Annotated in this window: 18 protein-coding genes; 14 read left to right on the top strand and 4 right to left on the bottom strand. The window is 66.4% G+C overall.

Annotated features, from left to right (window positions below; translation table 11 throughout):
* Positions 1-47 precede the first annotated feature (47 nt).
* Positions 48-1,061: a hypothetical protein gene (locus tag A5766_RS03430; protein WP_082965434.1), complete on the top strand. Its 1,014-nt coding sequence runs from the start codon at positions 48-50 to the stop codon at positions 1,059-1,061.
* 28 nt (positions 1,062-1,089) lie between these two features.
* Here the strand turns inward: A5766_RS03430 and A5766_RS03425 are convergent, their stop codons facing one another.
* On the bottom strand, positions 1,090-1,809 hold the full coding sequence (locus tag A5766_RS03425) for an SDR family oxidoreductase (protein ID WP_064903444.1): 720 nt from the start codon (positions 1,807-1,809) through the stop codon (positions 1,090-1,092).
* Positions 1,810-1,952: 143 nt separating this feature from the next.
* Here A5766_RS03425 and A5766_RS03420 point away from each other — a divergent pair, with 143 nt between their 5' ends.
* The 3 genes from A5766_RS03420 to A5766_RS03410 all read left to right on the top strand — a co-directional run bounded on the left by A5766_RS03420 (position 1,953) and on the right by A5766_RS03410 (position 4,850).
* Positions 1,953-2,348 carry a winged helix-turn-helix transcriptional regulator gene (locus A5766_RS03420; protein ID WP_049697106.1) on the top strand — a complete coding sequence of 132 codons (396 nt, stop codon included), beginning with the start codon at positions 1,953-1,955 and terminating at the stop codon, positions 2,346-2,348.
* Positions 2,349-2,357: 9 nt separating this feature from the next.
* Positions 2,358-3,917, top strand: coding sequence for a cobyric acid synthase (locus A5766_RS03415; RefSeq protein ID WP_064866831.1), 1,560 nt, complete (start codon positions 2,358-2,360; stop codon positions 3,915-3,917).
* A 96-nt stretch (positions 3,918-4,013) separates the two neighbouring features.
* Positions 4,014-4,850 (top strand): alpha/beta fold hydrolase, encoded by an 837-nt coding sequence (locus A5766_RS03410; protein ID WP_005204920.1) that lies wholly within the window; start codon positions 4,014-4,016, stop codon positions 4,848-4,850.
* A gap of 75 nt (positions 4,851-4,925) precedes the next feature.
* Here the strand turns inward: A5766_RS03410 and A5766_RS03405 are convergent, their stop codons facing one another.
* The gene (locus A5766_RS03405) at positions 4,926-6,341 is read right to left on the bottom strand and encodes a mycothione reductase (RefSeq protein ID WP_064903441.1); all 1,416 of its coding nucleotides are present in this window, start codon (positions 6,339-6,341) and stop codon (positions 4,926-4,928) included.
* Positions 6,338-7,417 carry an alpha/beta hydrolase gene (locus A5766_RS03400; protein WP_373278534.1) on the bottom strand — a complete coding sequence of 360 codons (1,080 nt, stop codon included), beginning with the start codon at positions 7,415-7,417 and terminating at the stop codon, positions 6,338-6,340. Before A5766_RS03400 ends, A5766_RS03405 begins: the two co-directional genes overlap by 4 nt.
* Positions 7,418-7,593: 176 nt before the next feature.
* Between A5766_RS03400 and mqo the strand changes: the two genes are divergently transcribed.
* From mqo to A5766_RS03370, 6 genes are read left to right on the top strand one after another with little or no spacing between them, the layout of a single operon-like run.
* Positions 7,594-9,126, top strand: a complete 1,533-nt coding sequence (gene mqo, locus A5766_RS03395; RefSeq protein ID WP_039855196.1) for a malate dehydrogenase (quinone) — start codon at positions 7,594-7,596, stop codon at positions 9,124-9,126.
* A 40-nt stretch (positions 9,127-9,166) separates the two neighbouring features.
* The gene (locus A5766_RS03390) at positions 9,167-9,640 is read left to right on the top strand and encodes a GNAT family N-acetyltransferase (RefSeq protein WP_064866827.1); all 474 of its coding nucleotides are present in this window, start codon (positions 9,167-9,169) and stop codon (positions 9,638-9,640) included.
* Positions 9,637-11,664, top strand: a complete 2,028-nt coding sequence (locus A5766_RS03385) for a VWA domain-containing protein (RefSeq protein WP_005204910.1) — start codon at positions 9,637-9,639, stop codon at positions 11,662-11,664. Before A5766_RS03390 ends, A5766_RS03385 begins: the two co-directional genes overlap by 4 nt.
* A 31-nt stretch (positions 11,665-11,695) precedes the next feature.
* The gene (gene cobO, locus A5766_RS03380; protein ID WP_005204908.1) at positions 11,696-12,313 is read left to right on the top strand and encodes a cob(I)yrinic acid a,c-diamide adenosyltransferase; all 618 of its coding nucleotides are present in this window, start codon (positions 11,696-11,698) and stop codon (positions 12,311-12,313) included.
* A 19-nt stretch (positions 12,314-12,332) separates the two neighbouring features.
* Positions 12,333-13,745 carry a cobyrinate a,c-diamide synthase gene (locus A5766_RS03375; protein ID WP_005204906.1) on the top strand — a complete coding sequence of 471 codons (1,413 nt, stop codon included), beginning with the start codon at positions 12,333-12,335 and terminating at the stop codon, positions 13,743-13,745.
* A complete protein-coding gene (locus A5766_RS03370) occupies positions 13,745-15,412 on the top strand; it encodes a GAF domain-containing sensor histidine kinase (protein ID WP_005204904.1) in 1,668 nt (555 codons plus the stop codon). Before A5766_RS03375 ends, A5766_RS03370 begins: the two co-directional genes overlap by 1 nt.
* A 4-nt stretch (positions 15,413-15,416) precedes the next feature.
* Here the strand turns inward: A5766_RS03370 and A5766_RS03365 are convergent, their stop codons facing one another.
* A complete protein-coding gene (locus A5766_RS03365; RefSeq protein ID WP_005204902.1) occupies positions 15,417-16,133 on the bottom strand; it encodes a response regulator in 717 nt (238 codons plus the stop codon).
* 192 nt (positions 16,134-16,325) lie between these two features.
* On the opposite strand from A5766_RS03365, the gene A5766_RS03360 reads away from it, so the two are divergent.
* The 4 genes from A5766_RS03360 (at position 16,326) to cobA (ending at position 20,564) form a co-directional block, all read left to right on the top strand.
* Positions 16,326-17,324: an acyl-ACP desaturase gene (locus A5766_RS03360; RefSeq protein ID WP_064864085.1), complete on the top strand. Its 999-nt coding sequence runs from the start codon at positions 16,326-16,328 to the stop codon at positions 17,322-17,324.
* The gene (locus A5766_RS03355; RefSeq protein WP_005204898.1) at positions 17,321-17,662 is read left to right on the top strand and encodes a hypothetical protein; all 342 of its coding nucleotides are present in this window, start codon (positions 17,321-17,323) and stop codon (positions 17,660-17,662) included. Before A5766_RS03360 ends, A5766_RS03355 begins: the two co-directional genes overlap by 4 nt.
* A gap of 111 nt (positions 17,663-17,773) precedes the next feature.
* Positions 17,774-19,108 (top strand): TerD family protein, encoded by a 1,335-nt coding sequence (locus A5766_RS03350; protein ID WP_005204895.1) that lies wholly within the window; start codon positions 17,774-17,776, stop codon positions 19,106-19,108.
* Positions 19,109-19,208: 100 nt separating this feature from the next.
* Positions 19,209-20,564, top strand: a complete 1,356-nt coding sequence (cobA, locus tag A5766_RS03345; protein ID WP_231894534.1) for a uroporphyrinogen-III C-methyltransferase — start codon at positions 19,209-19,211, stop codon at positions 20,562-20,564.
* Positions 20,565-20,715 lie beyond the last annotated feature (151 nt).

Genomic DNA, 20,715 nt, shown 5'->3' with positions numbered 1-20,715 from the left:
CGCCCGGATCAGGCGATGGCGCTTGTGATGGTGTGAGGAGTCGAGACGTGGGCCAGCCCCCATGCGGTCAACCGCAATACGGTCCACCGCAGGATGGTCAACCGCAATACGGTCAACCGCAATACGGCCAAACCCCATACGGCCAGCCGCAATACGGCCATCCCCAGTTCGGTCAAACCCCGTACGGCCAGCCGCAACACAGCCAACCCCAGTTCGGTCATCCCCAGAACGCTCAAACCCCCTTCGGCGCGACCGTTGCGGGCTATCCCGGGTACCCCGGCCAGCCCGGCAATCCGTACGCCCCGCAGCAGGGCGGCACTCCGCCCGGGCCGCAGCGTCGGACGGGGAAGGGATGGTGGATCGCGGCCGGCGCGGTTGCGGTGATCGTCGTGGTGATGATCGTTGCTGTGGTTTTGGTATTCACACTCGGCGGCGAGCGCGGGAAGCCGATGCCGACGGCCACAGCCGCCGCGTTGCTCCTACCTCAGTCCGATTTCCCCGCTGCGGGAGGCACTTTCGCCGATTCGAATGGCGAGTCAGGCGAGAAGGACAAAACCGACTACTCGCTCACCGTGGACAAGCCGGAATGCAAACGATTGGCCTACGGTAGTTCCGCCAGTGGCGACGGTGCCGCGCGGATGCAGACACTCGGCGATCTCGCGTCAGGGTCGTTGGCCAGCTACTCGGCATCAGTCGAGAAGTCTGCGGATCCCCAGTTGACGTCCGACCTCGAGCAACTCATGAGCACCTGCGAGACCTTCACGGCGACGGTGACGGGCTTCGGTACCAGCACGGAAGTCCACATCAACGTCACACCACTGACGATCTCCGGCATCAACGGTTCCTACCATGCGATGACCATCACAAGCTCGGCCGACGATGTTCAGTCCACACTCAAGTTTGCTTCGGCGATGGTGATCGGCGTCGAGCGCGGTGTGGTGTTCATCGAGCAGTACGACGTGTTCGGCACCTCCACCGCGTCGACAACGAGTTCGGAAACCACCGGAAACCTCGCGACGATGTTCAACAAGCAGCGCTCGATCATCGCCGAAGCCCACTGACTGCGTCCTGGACGTTGGTGTCGGCCGATCAGGCGCTGCGCGCCCCGCCTTCGACGTGGATGGTCTCCCCGGACACAAATCCGGCGGTGAGCAGCCATTCGGCGGCGTCGACGATGTCGTCGACGGTGCCGACGCGTCCGGCGAGATTGCCTCCCGCGACACCGTCGAAGAACGCGCTTCGGTCGGCGTCGGGCATCGCATCCCAGGTTCCGGAGTCGATGATTCCGGGCGAGATCGCGTTCACGCGAATGGGTTTCAGTTCGTTGGCCAGATGGCTGACCGCGAACGAAACCGCTCCGTTCGTGATGCCCATGACCGAGTAGCCCGGCGCGGGCTTCCACGCGGCAACACCGGAGAACAGGGTGATCGATCCGCTCGGCGGCATCAGCGGCGCAAAATGCTTGGCCAGCAACATCGGTCCGATCACTTTGGCGTCGAACGCCCTGGCCGTCGCATCGTGATCGAGTTCGGCGACGGGCACATTGTGATGTGCCGCGGCGGTACTCACGATGTGGTCGACGGCCCCGAGTTCGGCGGCGGCCGAGGCGATCGACTGCTCGTCGGTGACGTCCAACGCGATCCCGCGTGCGTCGCGAAGCTCTGCAGCCGACTTCTCCGCGGAATCGATGTCACGCGCGCCGATGATCACCGACGCTCCGGCGGCGTCGGCTCGGCGTGCGATCGCCAGACCGAGATTCTTGGCACCTCCGACGACGAGGACGGTGGTGCCGGACAGGTGTGCGCTCATGGCGTGGTCCCTTCAGATCGGTAAGCTGAACACCGACAACGGTATGGATTTGATACCGGTATCTTCAACGAAATCGTCGACGACCAGCGCAGATCGAGGCGTCTAGCGGTGCCGGGAGCGCGAACTGCGGTGAGAGGAAAGAGATGGCCAAGGCGTACGACGTGATGGCGGCGACGTGTCCGAGTCGGGTTGTGCTGCACCGGATCGGGGCGCGGTGGACGGTGTTCGTCATCACCGCGCTCTCCGACGGCCCGATGCGCTTCAGTGCGCTCAAGGCGCATATCGAGGGCATCACCCCGAAGGTGCTGACGGAGACGCTGCGGGCCCTGCACTACGACGGACTCGTCGACCGCCTCGACCTCGGTGGCCAGCCGCCGCACGTGGAGTACCAACTCACCGATCTCGGACGGTCATTGTTGGTGCCGCTGGCCGCGGTGCGGGCGTGGGCGGAGGATCACGTGCCCGACGTCGAGGACGCGCATCGACGCTTCGACGACGGCGATCTCGCTCCGACGCGTGCCGATGGAGCACCCCGATAGGGTGAGCCGGTGACGGAGTTACGCGGAGCGCTTCTCGTCGGGGGTACGAGTTCTGACGCGGGTAAGAGCCTCGTCGTCGCCGGATTGTGTCGGGCGCTCGTGCGCGAGGGTGTGCGGGTCGCGCCGTTCAAGGCGCAGAACATGTCCAACAATTCGGTCGTCACGCTCGATGGCGGTGAGATCGGTCGTGCGCAGGCGTTACAGGCCACAGCGTGCGGACTCGCACCGTCGACACGATTCAACCCGGTGCTGCTGAAGCCCGGCAGCGACCGACGTTCGCACGTCGTGGTCCGCGGCAGGCCCGCGGGCGATGTGGGTGCACGGGACTACCTCACGAGACGGGCGGAGCTGCGCGAGGTGGTCGCCGACGAACTCGCCTCTCTGCGTGCAGAATTCGACGTCGTCATCTGCGAAGGCGCAGGATCGGTCGCCGAGATCAACCTCCGCGCCTCCGACATCGCCAACATGGGTTTGGCGCGATCGGCAGACCTTCCGGTGATCCTCGTCTCCGATATCGACCGCGGTGGATCGCTCGCGCACCTGTTCGGCACCACCGCGATCCTTGATCCCGACGACCAGGCGTTGGTCGCCGGGTACGTCATCAACAAGTTCCGCGGCGACCAGACGATCCTCGACCCCGGCCTGCACACCCTCGGCGCGCTGACCGGTCGCCCGACCCTCGGCGTGCTCCCGTATGTCGACGACCTGTGGATCGACGCGGAGGACTCGCTGGCCGCGCCGGTGGGGCGCCGTGTCGGCCCGCCAGAAGCTGCCGGTGCGTTCAGAACAGGCAAGGGCGCGTCCGAGCGGCTGTCGGTGGCAGCCATCCGGTTGCCACGTATCTCGAACTCCACCGACGTCGAGGCACTCGCCTGCGAGCCGGGTGTCGATGTCACCTGGGTCGCCGACCCGGCGTCGGTACGCGCCGCAGACCTGGTCGTCGTGCCGGGAACCCGTGCAACCGTGGCCGATCTCGCGTGGCTTCGTGAACGCGGCCTCGACGTCGCGTTGACTGAACGCGCGGCGCGGCACGGCGCGATCCTCGGTATCTGCGGTGGCTTCCAGATGTTGGGCAGACGGATCGTCGACTCGGTCGAATCCTCTGGTGGGGCCGTTGTCGACGGTCTCGGTCTGCTCGACGTCGACGTGCGATTCGAGCCGGAGAAGGTGCTGCGCACGACGACCGGCGTCGTCGACGGCGTCGAGGTCACCGGGTACGAGATCCACCACGGTAGGGTCGTCGACTCGTCGGAAGCGTCGTGGATAGACGACGACGAGCAGGGTCCGGAGGGTGCCCGCCGGGACGCGATAAGGGGCACGCACTGGCACGGACTGCTGGCGTCGAACGAGTTCAGGCGCCACTACCTGCGTGAGGTCGCTGCCGTCGCGGGTAAACACTTTGAACCGGCAGGTGACACCGACATCGCCGCGATCCGGGGCAGGCAACTCGATCTGATGGCAGACCTGGTGACAGCACACCTCGACATGGCCGCGATCTGCGACATCATCGGCAGCGGCGCACCGCGACGGGCGCCGACGATAGCCCACTACCTGGGCGAGAACCGGTGAGTGGTTGCCGACGCATCGGTGAGTAGTGAGATTTGCAACCTGTGACCCGGCTCAACCCGCTGATTCAGCGGCGATCCCGCCGCTAGGGTTGGTGGAGTGGAAACTGAGCGGCGCGAGATCACAGTCGGCGACCTGACCTTCGACGTTCGCGTCGGCGGTCCTGACCGCGGCCCCTGGGTGCTGCTGTTGCACGGGTTCCCGGTGAACAGCTCCTGCTACGACGACGTCGCCGACCGCCTGCACGAGTCCGGTCTGCGCACCATCCAGGTCGACCAGCGCGGCTACAGCCCGGGGGCGCGTCCCGAGGGGGTCGAGGCCTACCGGCTCGAGGCACTCGTCGACGACGCACTCGGCGTACTCGATGCGCTCGACGTGCCGTACGCGATTCTCGTCGGTCACGACTGGGGTGGAATCGTCGCCTGGCACCTCGCAGGTAAGCACCCCGACCGGTTCACCGGCCTGGTCGTGGCGAGCACGGGCCATCCGTCGGCGATGCGTGATGCGATCAAAGACCCGGACGCCGTCGACGATCAGCGCGAGAAGTCGGCGTACATCAAGGATTTCATCGCCGAGGGTGCCGAGGAGATGCTCCTGGCGCGTGACGGGGTGCTGCTGCGTCGCGCAGGTGTGACGGCCGAAGAACTGGCACCGCTGCTCGAACCGGGGGCGCTCACGGCGGGACTCAACTGGTATCGCGCCAATTTCACCGGCGACGTCGCCGCGACGCTCTCGTGCCCGCCGATCGAGATCCCCACCACCTTGGTGTGGAGCGACGGCGACACCGCCCTCGGCCGGGCGCAGGCGCAGGGGAGTGGCCGCTACGTCTACGGCGACTACCGGTTCTGTGAACTGCCCGGCATCGACCACTGGATTCCGCAGAAGGCCGCGAAGGAGTTGGCCAGCGAGATCGCGCTGCGCTCGGCGGTGTTCTGACAAACCTCGCTGCGCTCGGTGGTGTTCTGACAAACCTCGCTGCGCTCGGTGGTGTTCTGACGAGATTTTCTCGCCTCAGAACTCCAAGCCGAGCAGCGCGTTCTCCAGAACCTCCGGCATGGCCGGGTGAATCCAGTACTGACCGCGCGCCATCTCTTCGACGCCGAGGCCGAAGCTCATCGCCTGGATCACAGGCTGGATGAGCGTCGGCGCCTGTGGGCCGATGATGTGGACTCCGAGCAAGCGGTGGGTCGCGCGGTCGGCGATGACCTTGCATGCGCTGGTCGTGTCCTCCATCGCCCAGCCGTATGCGACGTCGCCGAACTCCTGCACCTTGACCGCGATGTTGTGGCCGCCGTCGCGTGCTTCGAACTCGGTCATGCCCACCGCCGCAACCTGCGGGTGGGTGAACACAGCCGCGGGCACCACGTCGTGCTGGAAGGTGTCGAGATCTGGTGCGTCCCAACCCTTGAGCAGATTGGTGGCCACCACGCGTTCCTCGTGATTGGCCACATGCTTGAGCTGGAACGGCGAACTCACGTCGCCGAGTGCCCACACCCCACGCGCACCGGTACGACCGTGCGAATCCACGTCGACCCGACCGTCGTCGGTCAGGTCGAGGCCGATCGTCTCGATGCCGAGTCGGTCTCCGTTGGATACTCGCCCGGTCGCCACGAGAAGGACGTCGGCTTCGACGATCTCGTCGTCGCCGAGGGTGAGTCGGACCCCGCCGTCTGCAAGATTCTCGGCCGAGACCAGGTCGCGCTCGAGCCGAACGTCCCACTTGGCGCTCGCGATGTCGGTGAACCGTGTCGACAGCTCGGCGTCGAGTTTGCGGAGCAGCCTCGGACCGCGCGCCAGGATCGTGACCTGTGTGCCGAGCGAGCCGAAGACGTGCGCGAATTCGGCTGCGATGTAACCACTTCCGAGGATGATCATGCGTCGCGGAAGGTCGGGGAGTCGCATCACGTCGTTGTTCGTGTGGTAGGTGACGCCCGACTCGGTGATGCCCGCCGGTATCACCGGACGTGAACCCGCCGCGATCACCACCTCGCGGGCGAGTACCAACGCGTCGGCGGTCACGAGTCGGTACAGCCCGTCGTCGTCGCGGCCGTCGAATTCGACGTGCGAGTCGTACACGGTGATGTTGTCGCATTCGAGTTCGCGGTACTGCAGCCCGCCGGTCGAGATGGGATCGATCCGCCCGAACACCCTGTCGCGAATCGCCGGCCAGTCGACGCCCTCGACCCGGGAATGAACGCCGAAACGGTCACCGTCGGAGGCGATGTCGGCGATCTCTGCGGGGTAGACGAACATCTTCGTCGGGATGCACCCGACATTGAGGCAGGTGCCGCCGTAGATGCCCTCCTCGAAGATGGCAATCTGCTTCTCGGCGAAGCGGTCGTCGGGAATCGAGTTACCGCTTCCGCTCCCGATGATGGCGAGATCGACTGTCTGCGTGGCTGATCGGGTGTCGTGTGATGCGGTCACGATGCGCTCCTCGCGGGAGAGGGGTCGACGATGGTGTCGAGCCACCGATCGACCTCGGTGTAGGCCTGTGTGCGCGCCGACTCGACGGACAGAAACACGTCGTGGCGTGCACCGGCGATGGGGGCGATCGTGACGTGACCGCCGAGGCTGCCGCTCCACTGCGCGATCTGCGTGACGTCGAGAACGACGTCGGCCGCATCGACGGCGGGTGAATACTTCTTGGCGAACTTCGTTGCGTCCGAGCGCAATACGAGCGTCGGCACTCCGACGTCGATGCCGTGATGAAGGTGGCGTTGACCCGAGCGGACCGCGTTGAGGAATCCGAACGTGACAGGGAAGCCGCCGAGTGGCTTCTTCGTGAGGTCGTATGCCCACTCTCCGTGGGAGTCGACATGCAGGCTCTCTCCGTACGCCGCCGAGAGTTCGCGGGTGAGTGTCTCGAACGGCCGCACGGCTGCAAGGGTTTTGATGAGCATTGTCACCGGGTAGGTGCGCAGCACGGGCTTGCCCTGCAGGTCGAGCCACGGACTGTTGAGCAGCTGCCCGGACACGCGTGCGTGGCGCTCGGGCGATGTGGCGCGGAGCCGATCGAGCCACAGCGGGGTGATCAACCCGCCTGTCGAGTGCGCGGCGACCAGGACCGGCGTGTCAGGGGTGAAGTCGTCGGCGATGGCGTCGAGTGCGAGTCCGAGCTCGAGGTCGTAGGCCGCGAGGTCGCGGACGAAATGCGGAGTCTGCCCGTCGAGCAGGGACCGTCCACATTTGCGTAGATCCAGCGCGTAGAACGCGTACCCGCGGTCGTGGAAGTGATCGGCGAGGGGCTCGTGAAAGAAGTAGTCGGTGAATCCGTGGACGTAGAGGACGGCGCCCTTGGTTGCGGCCGCCGGGGCGGTCGGCTTGCGAACCAGGGTCGCGGTGATGGAACCCTCGCCGTCCGGGTCGGGACCGAGGTCAAACGTCCGCACCTCGTAGTGGTCGAGGAAACCGTCGGGTTGCCAACCGGAATCGCGGTCAGCGGAACCGTCTTGCACCGAGGAGGTCGACTGCCGAGCGGCCGACTCTGGGGACACAGTCACGATTTCCACTGTAAAGGCGCGTGCGACGCGCGCACGCAAGTGTCATCCGGCCCACACTTGGCGGAGGCGATTCGGGCGCACACACACTCATGGGGAACAATGGTCGACGTGGACGAGGATTCGTCCTCCGCAACACAAGACAGTGTTGTCGAGTGGAGTCTGAAGTGGGGTCCGAGTTGTCTGAATCGGTGATCAAGACGGACGTTGCGCTCGTGGGCGCCGGCATCATGAGTGCCACCCTCGGTGCGCTGCTGCGGCAGGTGCAGCCTGACTGGACGATCAGCCTCTTCGAACGGCTCGATGCCGCGGCCGGAGAGAGCAGTGACCCGTGGAACAACGCGGGCACCGGCCACTCGGCGTTGTGCGAGCTCAACTACACCCCGAAGACCGCAGACGGTGGCGTCGACATCACCAAGGCGATCGCCATCAACGAGCAGTTCCAGGTCTCTCGACAGTTCTGGGCCTACGCGGTCGACAACGACATCATCTCCCGCCCTTCGGAGTTCATCAATCCGATTCCGCACGTGAGCTTCACTCACGGCGACGCGGGCGTCGACTACCTCCGCAAGCGCTACGACGCGCTCTCGAAGGAGGTTCTCTTCGAGGGCATGGAGTACATCACCGATCCGGGCGAGTTCAGCGCGCGACTCCCACTGATGTCGCAGGGTCGTGACTTCTCCGATCCGGTCGCGTTGAACTGGTTCACCGAGGGCACCGACGTCGACTTCGGTTCGCTCACCCAGAAGCTCCTCAACTTTGTGGGCAAGGGTGGCGACATCTACTTCGGTCACTCCGTGACCAACCTGAGCAAGCAGTCCGACGGAAGCTGGATCGTCAAGGTACGCAACGTCCGTACCGGCGAGAAGTGGACCGTGCACGCCAAGTTCGTGTTCGTCGGCGCGGGCGGCGGTGCGCTGCACCTGCTCCAGAAGTCCGGCATCAAGGAAGCCAAGGGCTTCGGCGGCTTCCCGGTCTCGGGCGAGTTCTTCCGCTGCAACAATCCCGAGCTCATCGAAGAGCACCACGCCAAGGTGTACGGCCAGGCTGCCGTCGGCGCGCCGCCGATGTCGGTGCCGCACCTCGACACCCGTGTCATCAACCATCGCCAGGGTCTGCTGTTCGGGCCGTACGCCGGATGGTCGCCGAAGTTCCTCAAGAGCGGCAAGATGACGGACCTGCTGAGCACCGTCAAGCCCGGCAACGTGCTGCCGATGCTCTCGATCGCACCGCAGGAATTCGGTCTGCTCAAGTACCTCATCGGCGAGCTCGCCGCGAGCTCCGCCGACCGCGTCGACACCCTGCGGGAGTTCGTGCCCCGCGCCATCGGCGACGACTGGGAGCTGATCACCGCAGGTCAGCGCGTGCAGGTTATCCGTAAGAACAAAGATGGTGTCGGCGGAAAGCTCGAGTTCGGCACGGCAGTCGTCGCTGCCGGAGACGGCACGCTCGCTGGTTTGCTCGGCGCGTCGCCCGGTGCGTCGACGGCGGTTCCGGCGATGCTCTCGGTGCTCGAGCAGTGCTTCCCGGCCGACTTCGAGCGCTGGACGCCGAAGCTCACCGAGATGATCCCGTCGTTCGGCAAGAAGCTCTCCGACAACGCCGACCTGTTCCACCAGGTCTGGGATTGGACCAGCAACAGTCTCGAACTGCGTCGCAATACCGTCGATGCTCCGGCCGACGCCGACGTCGAGCCCGCGCCGGCAGGCTGAGTTGTGACGTGCGTGCTGTCGGTGTGATAGTCACGACACCATGACCTCTGGGCAGCTTCATCGCAGTTACACGGCCGACCTCGACGTCGAGACGCTGTACAACATCCTGCGATTGCGCGTCGACGTCTTCGTCGTCGAGCAGTCCTGTCCGTACCCGGAGCTCGACGGTCGGGATCTCGAACCCGCCACCCGCCAGCTCTGGGTGTCCGACGACGAGGGGCGTGTGGTCGCGACGTTGCGGCTCCTGGAGGATTCCGGGGCGCCCGGTGACGGCGAGCTGTATCGGATCGGGCGCGTGTGCACCGACCGTTCTCGCAGAGGCGAGGGCATGACCGCGCGTCTCATCGAGACAGCGCTCGCCGAGGTCGGTGAGCATCCGTGCCGTATCGAGGCGCAGAGCTATCTCATCGACATGTACGCGAAGTTCGGTTTCGTCGTCGACAGCGAGGAGTACCTGGAGGACGGCATCCCGCACGTCTCGATGATCCGGCATGCCAGAAACGTGCGCTCATGAGCGGCAGGCACGCTGTCGCCGCTCCGGCGAGCACCGCCGCCATACCCGCCCGGTATCCGTTCAGCGCGGTCGTCGGGCAGGAGCGGCTGAAGTTGGCGTTGATCCTGTGTGCGGTGTCGCCGGGTATCGGTGGTGTGCTGATCCGCGGCGAGAAGGGGACAGCGAAATCGACCATCGTGCGCGGACTCGGACCACTGATCGCACATGAGGGCTCGGCACACGAGGGTGTCAGCGCGTCGTCGGCGGGCAGGGTCGTCGAACTCCCCATCGGTGCCACCGAGGATCGCGTCGTCGGCTCGTTGGATCTGACGGCCGTACTGCGCGACGGCGAGGCCGTGTTCACGCCTGGCCTGCTTGCCCGTGCCGACGGGGGAGTGCTCTACATCGACGAGGTCAACCTTCTGGCCGACCACCTCGTCGACGTGCTGCTCGACGCCGCGGCCAGCGGACGGGTGACCATCGAACGCGACGGCGTCTCACATACCCAGGCGGCCGACTTCGTACTCGTCGGAACGATGAATCCCGAAGAGGGAGAACTGCGTCCGCAACTGCTCGACCGATTCGGGCTGGCCGTCGACGTCACCGCGGCGCGTGAGGTCGACGAGCGTGTCGAGGTCGTTCGACGCCGGATGGACTTCGACGCCGACCCCGATCGCTTCGTCGAACGGTACGCCGACGACGAGCGGGTACTCTCCGACCGGATCGCCGCCGCGCGCGGGTCCGTGGGGAGCGTCGAGATCAGCGAACGAGAACTACGACGCATCGCAGGCATCTGCGCACACCTCGACGTCGACGGCCTACGCGGCGACATCGTCGTCGCGCGCACCGCGGCCGCACACGCGGCACTGCGCGGGGCCACGTCGGTGACCGAGGAGGATGTGCGCGTCGGCGTCGAACTCGCTCTGCCGCATCGTCGTCGACGAGATCCCTTCGACGAGTCGGGCATGTCCGAGCAGCAACTCGACGACGCGCTGTCGGCAGGCGACGACGCCGCGGGTCCACCGGACGAGCCGGAGCCCGACCCGGATGGGCCCGACGGTGCTCCCGCGCCCGAGCGGCGCGAGGAGTTCGACGGGTCCCCCGCTGACTCAGATCCCGCTGGCCCACAACAGGATTCCAGTGACGAGCCGGTCGAGCAGGAAGTGTCCGGGCAGTCGCAGCAGCCGCCGCGCGGCCAGATGTTCGGCACCGCGGCGTCGAGCTCCGGTGTGCGCATGCGTCGCCTGCGGGCCGACGGCGTCGGCGATGGCGATCCGGGTAAGCGCTCACGCGCACGGAGTCGTCGTGGACACACCGTGTCCGACACCGACTTCGCGCACGGTGGGCCCATTCATCTCTTCGGGACAGTGCTGCGCGCCGCAGGTCGCTCGGTGGCCACCTCCGAGGTATCGACGATGCCCGAGAGGTTATCGGTCGCACCGGTCGATCTTCGTGGGGCACAACGCATCGGGCAGGAGGGCAATCTGGTGGTGTTCGTCGTCGACCTGAGCGGGTCGATGACGGCACGCAGGCGACTGGCCGCCGTGAGCCGCCTATGCGTTGACCTGCTGCGCGATTCGTACACCCGGCGCGATCGGGTCGCGGTGATCGTGGCGCGCGGATCGCGTGCAGAACTTGCCGTGCCGCCGACGAAATCCGTCGATATCGCTGTGCGACGGCTCGCCGACATCAGAACCGGTGGCCGAACCCCGTTGGCGGAAGGGCTGATCGAGGCACAGCGTGTCATCGAGCGTGCCCGCCGTGCCGAGCCCCGACGTCGACCGCTGCTCGTGGTGCTGACCGACGGCAGGGCCACCGCGGGACCCGACGCTGCGGGGCGCGCATCCGTTGCGGCGCAGCGAATTCGGCGCGACGGTATCGACAGTGTCGTCGTCGATTGTGAGCAGGGCGTGGTCCGGCTCGGACTCGCCGCGGATCTTGCCGTGCGCCTCGGAGCGCAGATGATGCGGATGGACGACCTGTCGGTGGCGGCGTTGTCGGTTCCCGTGACCGACCGGCGCCCGTCGCGCGCGTCGGCCGCCTGATCCGAATCCGCGCGAGAGTAGGAGAGTTACTGTGCCCCAGGGTGTTCCGCAGACGGTCCCCGACGATGGGTTGACCACGCGGCAGCGTCGACAACAGCCGGTACTCGCCGTGCACACCGGTGACGGCAAAGGAAAGTCGACGGCGGCGTTCGGGATGGCCATGCGCGCATGGAACGCCGGCCTGCGGGTGGCGGTCTTTCAGTTCGTCAAGAGCGCCAAATGGCGTGTGGGAGAAGAGTCGGCGATGGCCGCGCTCGGCGAGATCCACAACGAACAGGGCATCGGCGGGCCCGTCGAATGGCACAAGATGGGGCAGGGCTGGTCGTGGCTGCGCGCCAATGCCGACGTCGCCGACGACCACGCCGCGGCTGCACGGTCCGGTTGGGACGAGATCGCCCGTCGTCTCGCCGAGGAGCAGCACGATTTCTACGTGCTCGACGAGTTCACCTACCCCCTCGACTGGGGATGGATCGACACCGACGAGGTCGTACGCACACTCGTCGACCGACCCGGTCGCCAACACGTGGTGATCACCGGACGTCGTGCTCCCGCCGCGCTGGTCGACGCCGCCGACCTGGTGACCGAGATGCGCAAGGTCGCACACCCGATGGATGCTGGACGCAAGGGCCAGAAGGGAATCGAGTGGTGAGCCGCGTGGCGAGGGCGACATGACGTCGATCCCCGCAGTGGTCGTGGCCGCGCCATCGTCGGGTAGCGGTAAGACCACCGTGAGTACCGGGTTGATCGGCGCGCTACGCAGGGCGGGGCGTCGCGTCGCGCCGTTCAAGGTCGGCCCCGACTACATCGATCCCGGCTATCACGCGGTCGCCGCGGGACGTGTCGGTCGCAACCTCGATCCCAACCTGGTCGGAGCCGACCTGATCGGGCCCCTGTTCGCGGCCGGAGTTGCCGACGCCGACATCGCGGTCATCGAGGGAGTCATGGGACTCTTCGACGGCAGGATCACCGCCGACGATGCCGCCGAGATGGACCCGATCGGTATGGGTTCGACCGCGCATGTCGCCACACTGCTGAACGCACCGGTCGTTCTCGTCGTAGACGCCGCGGGTCACAGTCAGTCGCTAGCCGCACTGCTCCACGGCTTCGTCGGCTACGAGCCGTCGGTGCGGATCGCAGGTGTCGTGCTCAACCGGGTGGGCTCCCCGCGACACGAGGCGGTGCTGCGACAGGCGTGTGCGCGAGTCGGGATGCCCGTCCTCGGGGTCTTGCGTCGGGACTCGCGCCTTCAGGTGCCCTCTCGCCACCTGGGGCTGATCCCCGCCGCGGAGAGGTCGGTCGAGGCCGTCGAAGCTGTCGACGCGATGTCGGAGATGGTCGGCGCAGCACTGGATCTCGAGGCGATCGTCGCGCTCGCGGAATCGGGAGGCGCCACGCTGTCGGAGCCGTGGTCGGCGGTCGACGCCATCGCAGACGCGGGAGGGGGCGCGCAATGCGCAGGTCACCACTCTGGCAATCCCGTCGTCGCGATCGCTGCGGGTGCCGCGTTCACCTTCGGGTACGCCGAGCACGCGGAGCTGTTACGCGCGGCAGGCGCCGAGGTCGTCGAGTTCGATCCGCTCATCGACCGATTGCCCGAGCGCACAGCAGGACTCGTCGTCGGAGGTGGATTCCCCGAGGAACACGCAGACAAACTGGCGGCCAATCATGAACTGCGAGAAGACATCGCGGCGCTGAACCGCGCAGGCGGACCCATTCACGGTGAGTGCGCGGGTCTGCTGTACCTCACGCGGGAACTCGACGGGTATCCGATGACCGGCGTCATCGATGCGGTCGGCCGATTCGGCCCCTCGCTCACCCTCGGATATCGCGACGCCGTGGCGGTGTCGGATTCGGCGCTCTACCGGGCGGGTGAACGGGTCACCGGTCACGAATTCCACCGCAGCGTCGTCGAACTCGACGCGGGTTCGCCTGCGTGGGCGTGGCGTGACCATCACGGCGCGCCGGGTGTGCACGGCGTGGCGACGTCGAATGTCCACGCGTCGTATCTGCACGTCCACCCGGCGGCGGTGCCGGCGTCCATCGCGCGGTTTGTGCACGCCTGCGAGTCGAAGGAGATGTGATGGCGGGGAGCAAGGTTGCGCAGGTGCTCGAGATCCTGCGCGAACACGGCGTCAACGATCCGGCGATCCTGCGTGATCTGCTCGAGGCCGTGCTCGTTGTCGGGCAAGGACTTGATCTCGACGAAGCCCTCCAGCGGATCGTCGAGGTCGCCGTCGGAGTCGTCGACGCTCGCTACGGCGCGTTGGGTGTGCGCGGTCCCGACGGAGGGTTGTCGGAGTTCGTGTACACGGGGATCACTCCGGAAGAGCGGTCGGTGATGGGGTCGCTGCCGGTCGGCAAGGGCGTGCTCGGGGTCCTGATCAACGACCCCAACATCCTGCGCATCCCGGATCTGGCGAAACACCCTGCGTCGGTGGGCTTTCCGCCGAACCATCCGCCGATGACGACGTTCCTCGGTGCTCCGATCATCATCCGCGGCTCCAACTTCGGCCGCATCTACCTGACCGAGAAGCGTGGCGCCGACGAGTTCTCGGCGCTCGACGAGGCGCTGATCGCGGTGCTCGCGGTAGCCGCCGGAATCGCCGTGGACAATGCGCAGTTGTTCGAGAGCTCACGCACGAGGCAGCGGTGGATGCAGGTGCTGGTGCGTCGTGGCTCCGAGCCGCTCTCGGGAATTGCGTTGGAGGACACGCTGTCTCGGATGTGTACAGATGTGGCGGACCTGGTCGGTGCCACGGACGTCCTCATCCTGAGCGACGAGACCGACAGCGGCGACGACATCGTGCTCAGCGGTCACACCGGCGGCCCGCTCAAGATCGATCCCGCGGACTTCTCGGCGCCGGCGGGGACGGGGATGTCGATCGTGCCGATAGCCGATCTCTCGCCCGCTCTCGGCCGACGCGGCGCCCGCTGGGCGACGGTGCAGCCGCTGGCGCGCGCCTCGGGGGCGTTCGGATGGATCGTGATCACGCATGCCGACGAGCCGGTGTGGGAGCCCGAGGAGGCGTCGGGTCTCGCCGGAGTCTCCGAAGTAGCGTCGTTGGCGATGGTGTACGCGGAGCAACAGCAGGTCGCGCGCGACCTCGAGGTGCTCTCCGACCGCCACAGAATCGCCCGCGACCTGCATGACCACGTCATCCAGCGACTGTTCGCGATCGGTATGTCGATACAGACCATGCTCGCGGCAGGTGGCACCGGTTCGGTGGGACGATTCGACGACGCCGCGCGTGCCGAGCGGCTCGAACAGGTGATGACCGACCTCGACCGCACAATCGCGCAGATCCGCACCTCGATCTTCGACCTGCAGACCGTCTCCGGACACCACGACACCGCGACGTTGCGGCGTCGTGTCCTCGACATCGTGTCCGAACTCTCGGTCCACGCGCCGATCGCGCCGAGCGTGCAATTCGACGGCCCCGTCGACACGGTTGTCCCCGACACGCTGGGGCCACACATCGATGCCGTGCTGCGCGAGGGACTGTCGAATGCGCTGCGCCACGCACACGCCGAGCACATCTCGGTGTCGGTGAGTGCCGACGACGTGCTGTCGGTGGAGATCACCGACGACGGGGTGGGCATCGGTACCGACGTCACCTATCGGGGCCTGGAGAACCTCACGCGCCGCGCAGAGGAATGCGACGGAACCTTCACCGTCGTCACCAATCCTCGTGTGGCACCGGGCCGTTCGTCGGGGACGACGCTGACCTGGTCGGTGCCGCTCGCCTAGTGGCTCAGGCCTTGCCGTCGCGGATCTTGGTCGCCATCACCGCGACCTGGGTGCGTCGTTGCATGTCGAGCTTGGCGAGGATACGTGAGACGTAGTTCTTGATCGTCTTCTCCGCCAAGAACATTCGCTGCGCGATCTGACGGTTCGTCAGCCCGTCGCCGATGAGGTTGAACACCTCGCGCTCCTGATGGGTGAGTTCTGCGAGAGGGTCGGACGGCTTGTTCTTCCCGTCGCGCAGCTTGGCGAGCAGTGCTGCGGTCGAACGGTCGTCGAGCAGGGAGCCGCCCCGTCCGACGGTGCGCACCGCCGCGATCAGGTTATGGCCGAGGATCTGCTTGAGCACGAAGCCGGATGCACCCGCGAGGACCGCGGCGAGCAGTGCGTCGTCGTCGGCGTAACTGGTGAGCATGAGGCAGCGGATCTCGGGTTCGGCGGCACGCACATCGCGGCACAATTCGACGCCGTTGCCGTCGGGGAGCCGGACGTCGAGGACCGCGACATCGGGTTTGGCGGCGAGAATGCCGACGCGACCCTCGCCGACCGATGCGGCCTCGCCGACCACCTCGATGTCGTCGGCGGTGCTGAGCAGGTCACGCAGACCTCGACGCACCAACTCGTGGTCGTCGACGAGAAAGACGCGAACGCTCGACGCGTCCGGCGAGGGAGGAACCGATGCCGTGGGATCTGACGCTGCGGGAGCCGGCTGACCTTCGGAATGCATGCACCGAAATTACCGCAGGTCGCACTCGAGCACGCGACGTCGGTCCCCATCCACTCGGGACTTTGGTCTCACTCACGCCCCCTGCGTCACACGCGAGAGTGGGTATCTGTCGGGGGAGGTCGGTGGTCGGGCCGAGCGCAATCCGACGACGCACCGCCACGCGCGGCGTCGACGACGAGACGAGGAGAGACAGTGACGAGCCTCATCGGGCCAGCAACCAGCGACACCGGAATGACCGGATCGGATCTGCTGCGGGAGTTGCTTCCCGTGTGCGAGACCGAGGTCGAGCGGCACATGAAGATGACCAAGGACTGGCATCCACACGACTACGTGCCCTGGGACGAGGGGCGCAACTTCGCTGCTCTCGGCGGCGTCGACTGGGATCCGGAGCAGTCGCAGCTCTCCGATGTCGCGAAGGCTGCGATGATCACCAATCTGCTGACCGAGGACAACCTGCCGTCGTATCACCGGGTGATCGCGGAGAACTTCTCCCTGGACGACGCCTGGGGTTTCTGGGTGGGGCGCTGGACCGCCGAGGAGATGCGCCACTCGACGGTGATGCGCGACTACCTCGTCGTGACCCGCGGCGTCGACCCGGTGGAACTCGAAGAGACCCGCATGGCGCACATGACATCGGGATTCAATCCGCTTCCCGAGGACGACGGTCAGCGTGACCACAGCTTCGACATGCTGTTCGCGGTGAGCTACGTCAGCTTCCAGGAACTCGCGACGCGCGTGAGCCACCGCAACACGGGCAAGGCATGCGGCGACCCCATCGCCGACCGCATGCTGCAGCGGGTGGCCGCCGACGAAAACCTGCACATGCTCTTCTACCGCAACGTCGTTGCCGGCGCCCTCGACCTGGTTCCGGATCAGGCGATGTGCGCGATCTACAGCATCGTGTCGAATTTCCAGATGCCCGGCGCGACGATGCCCAACTTCCGACGCAATGCGGTGTTGATCGCCAAGGGTGGCATCTACGATCTGCCGCAACACCTTTCGGAAGTCGTCATGCCGGTGCTGCGCAAGTGGCGGATCTTCGAGCGCGACGACTTCGGCCCGCTGGGTGAGATGTACCGGGAGAAGCTGGCCGACTATCTCGAAGAGATGAACGTCAAGGTCGAGAAGTTCGAGCGCGCCCGCGAACGCGCACTCGAGCGCGAGGCCAAGAAGGCGAGGGCAGGGGCGTGACCGTGATCGACAACAGGCTGGCACTGGCGATCTCGCCTGCGGACGATGCCGGGGCACGGGACTGCGACGGATGTTGCGGCGCGTGCGAGCGTGAGACTCCGGAGCAGCGCGACGTCCCCGAGGGCTTCGACGAAGCGATCATGATGGCCGAGGCCGCCACGTTGCACAACCCGACCCGTTGGAATGAGATCCGCACCCACGCAACGGATTCCGCTGCAGGGGAGTACTGTTCGTCGATCCTCCTCGGTGCGTTGCTGCAGTCCGCGGCACACCGACTCGGGGTGCCCGCCGCGGACGTGTGGTCCTACGTCCGGCGCGTCGGTGAGCTGCCTTTGTAAGGTCGGCGGGTTCTGCACTGTGAGCAGATCCGACGATCAGGGCGTGGCGATCACGAAGAGCGGCGCCATCCCCCTCCGAGCGCTCGTCCGGCGGGCAGTACGGTCGCTGGTGTGAGCTCCCCACTGATCAAAGGGTCCAAGACAGCGCTGGCAGATCGCACCTATCGGATCCGCATCCGCAGCAGCGGGCCGACGATCGACGTATCGGCGGTGCTGCTGGGCGCCAACGGCCGGGTCCGTACTGATGACGATTTCGTCTTCTTCAACAATCCGCAGGCTCCGGGCGTGCGTCTGGTGTCCGACGATGAGATCGACGTCGACCTCGGTGCCGTGGCGGCTGACGTCGACCGCATCGTCATCGTGGGCAGCACCGAAGCCCAGGGCACAACGTTCGGCCAGAGCGGCCAGTTCAGCGCGGCGGTGACATCGGCGTCGCAAGACCTCTCCTTCATGCCCGGTGCGCTCACCAGCGAGACCGTGGTGCAGATCGCGGCCTTCTACCGCCGTGGGACGGACTGGAAACTCGACGCCATCGGCCAAGGTTACGACCGCGGGCTGGCCGCACTGGCCACCGAGTTCGGGATCTCCGTCGATGAGCCCGTCGGAGGCACGGCGAGTCCCACAACAGCACCGAGCGTCCCAGCCGCTGCGAATGCCCCGTCCGCACCCGCGCCCACTCCGCAGCCGCCCGCCGCGCCGGCCATCAACATGACGAAAGTGTCGGTGTCGCTGACCAAGGACAGCGCGGACAAGACCGCGCGCATCGACCTGCGTAAGAGCAAGGGCGATCCGAACTGGGTGCTGACCGTGGGTCTCGAATGGGATGGCCGCGGCGCGACATATGACCGCAAGGGACATGTGAAGCGTTACGGCACAGGCGATCTGGACGTCTACTTCTTCTGTCGCAATGAGGAGACCAACGAGTTCGTCGTCATCAGTGGCGAAGCCGGACACCAGGGCGACCTCGGCGTGTGGCCGTTCATGCATCACCTCGGCGACAGCCTCGGTCCCGGGGCAGGCAACAAGCCTGCCACCGAACAGGTTCGGGTGCGCCCGACGGAGAATGGCGATTTGCTGGTCAACGTCTATCAGAGCGTCGACAACGGAACCGGTGCCATCGACGAGTTCGGCAGGCCCCGCGTCGCGATCCGGTACGGGCGTGCCGGTCACGACGGTCTGCCCGGACCCGACGCCGACGAAATCCTTGTCTACGTCGGCAACAGTGCCGATTCCTACTGGGCCACCGTTGCCCATATCGACGTGCTCGACGGAGTTCTCACCGTCGACGGCGAAACCCGTTACAGCGCACACAAGAGCGAAGCCATGCCCGGACTCAGCAGCACCGGTGCGTGGGTGCAAGAGCCATCGGGCGGACCCGTCGGCCGGAGCAAAGCCAAAAACCACGGGCAGGGTCTGACCCTGTACAGCGGACTCTGTCAGAAGTAGACGGTATTCACCTGACCGGCAGAGCCGGGATTCGCCTGACCGGCAGAGCCGAGTCCACCTGACCGGCCAAGCGGTCAACGCATCGGTAGGATCGGCATCCATGTCAGTCGATGCGTCCGCAGGCCATGGTGGCGTCAACGATAAAGACAGTGGCGTCAACGATAGAGACAACGGTGGCGACAACGTCCACTATCTCGCCGGGCTCGATCTGCACGGCCGCAAGGTGGTTGTCGTCGGCGGTGGGTCGGTTGCGCAGCGTCGACTCCCGAATCTGGTGGCCGCCGGCGCACAGGTCGAGGTTGTGGCGCTTGACCCGACGCCCGCCGTCGAGTCGTTTCCCGGGGTCGTCGTGCACAAACGTGCTTACGTCGACGGCGATCTCGACGGAGCCTGGTACGCGATGGCGTGTACCGACGATCCCGACGTGAATGCAGCCGTGGTCGCGGAGGCGGAGCGTCGGCACACGTTCTGTGTGCGGGCCGACGAAGCGCGGTGGGGAAGTGCTGTCACCCCGGCCTCCGGTCGCCACCGCGACGTGCAGTTCGGGGTACTGGCCGGTGGCGATCACCGGCTGTCGGCGGCGTTGCGCGCCGCGATCTCGCGGGCACTGGCCGACGGCTCACTCGACGTCGACGAGCAACCGCACCCGCCGGGCGTCGCGCTCGTCGGTGGTGGCCCTGGCGACCCCGACCTGATCACCGTGCGCGGACTCAAACTGCTGATGGCTGCCGACGTCGTCGTCGCGGATCGGTTGGCGCCGCCGGAGCTCTTGGCCTCGCTCGGTCCGCAAGTGGAGATCATCGACGCCGCGAAGGTGCCCTACGGGCGGGCGATGAAGCAGGAGGCCATCAACGACGTCCTCACCTCGAAGGCGAAAGAGGGCAAGTTCGTCGTGCGATTCAAGGGCGGCGACCCGTATGTCTACGGTCGCGGCTTCGAAGAGTTGCAGGCGTGCGTGGCCGCGGGCGTGCCGGTGACCGTGGTCCCCGGCATCACCAGCCCGATCTCCGTGCCGAGTTCCGCAGGCATCCCCGTGACCCATCGAGGTGTGACCCACGAGGTGGTGATCGCCTCTGGGCACGTCCGGCCCGGGCATCCCGATTCGCTGATCGACTGGTCGGTGCTCGCACAGCTACGCGGAACGCTGGTGCTGATGATGGCTGTCGAACGAGTCGACGTCTTCGCCGACGCGCTCCTGGCAGGCGGCAAGCCCGGCGACACCCCCGTCGCGATGATCGAGAACGGATCACTGCCGACCCAACGCCTCATCCGCACCGACCTCTCCCATGCAGGCGAGACCGCCTCGCGCGAAGGGCTCAAGCCCCCCGCGATCGTCGTGATCGGCGACGTCGCGGGATTCGACGATGCGGATGCCGTTGCGGCGTTCGGTGATCTCGACGGAGCTCGATCAGCGGCCGGAGGCGAGGCTCGATCAGCGGGGGACGGAGCTCGATAGGCGGCAGGCGTCGAGAGGGCGCCGCATCCAGTCGAGTGGGCGTCGCATCCCGTCGAGTGGGCGCAGCATCCCGTGGCGGGTTCAAGGGAACGTGGCAACACTCTGAGTGATTGGGGTGTGTGATGCGGGTGTTGAGGCGTGGTCAGTCGAT

Origin of the sequence: Gordonia sp. 852002-51296_SCH5728562-b, assembly GCF_001665475.1 — a bacterium.
GTDB classification, from domain to species: domain Bacteria; phylum Actinomycetota; class Actinomycetes; order Mycobacteriales; family Mycobacteriaceae; genus Gordonia; species Gordonia sputi.
This window is presented reverse-complemented; position numbering and strand designations above follow the sequence as displayed.

Excerpts from the sequence above, each read along its gene's own strand:
- A5766_RS03425 (WP_064903444.1), bottom strand. The coding sequence starts at position 1,809 with ATGAGCGCACACCTGTCCGGCACCACCGTCCTCGTCGTCGGAGGTGCC.
- A5766_RS03420 (WP_049697106.1), top strand. The coding sequence starts at position 1,953 with ATGGCCAAGGCGTACGACGTGATGGCGGCGACGTGTCCGAGTCGGGTT.
- A5766_RS03390 (WP_064866827.1), top strand. The coding sequence starts at position 9,167 with ATGACCTCTGGGCAGCTTCATCGCAGTTACACGGCCGACCTCGACGTC.
- A5766_RS03385 (WP_005204910.1), top strand. The coding sequence starts at position 9,637 with ATGAGCGGCAGGCACGCTGTCGCCGCTCCGGCGAGCACCGCCGCCATA.
- A5766_RS03375 (WP_005204906.1), top strand. The coding sequence starts at position 12,333 with ATGACGTCGATCCCCGCAGTGGTCGTGGCCGCGCCATCGTCGGGTAGC.
- A5766_RS03370 (WP_005204904.1), top strand. The coding sequence starts at position 13,745 with ATGGCGGGGAGCAAGGTTGCGCAGGTGCTCGAGATCCTGCGCGAACAC.
- A5766_RS03365 (WP_005204902.1), bottom strand. The coding sequence starts at position 16,133 with ATGCATTCCGAAGGTCAGCCGGCTCCCGCAGCGTCAGATCCCACGGCA.
- cobA (WP_231894534.1), top strand. The coding sequence starts at position 19,209 with ATGTCAGTCGATGCGTCCGCAGGCCATGGTGGCGTCAACGATAAAGAC.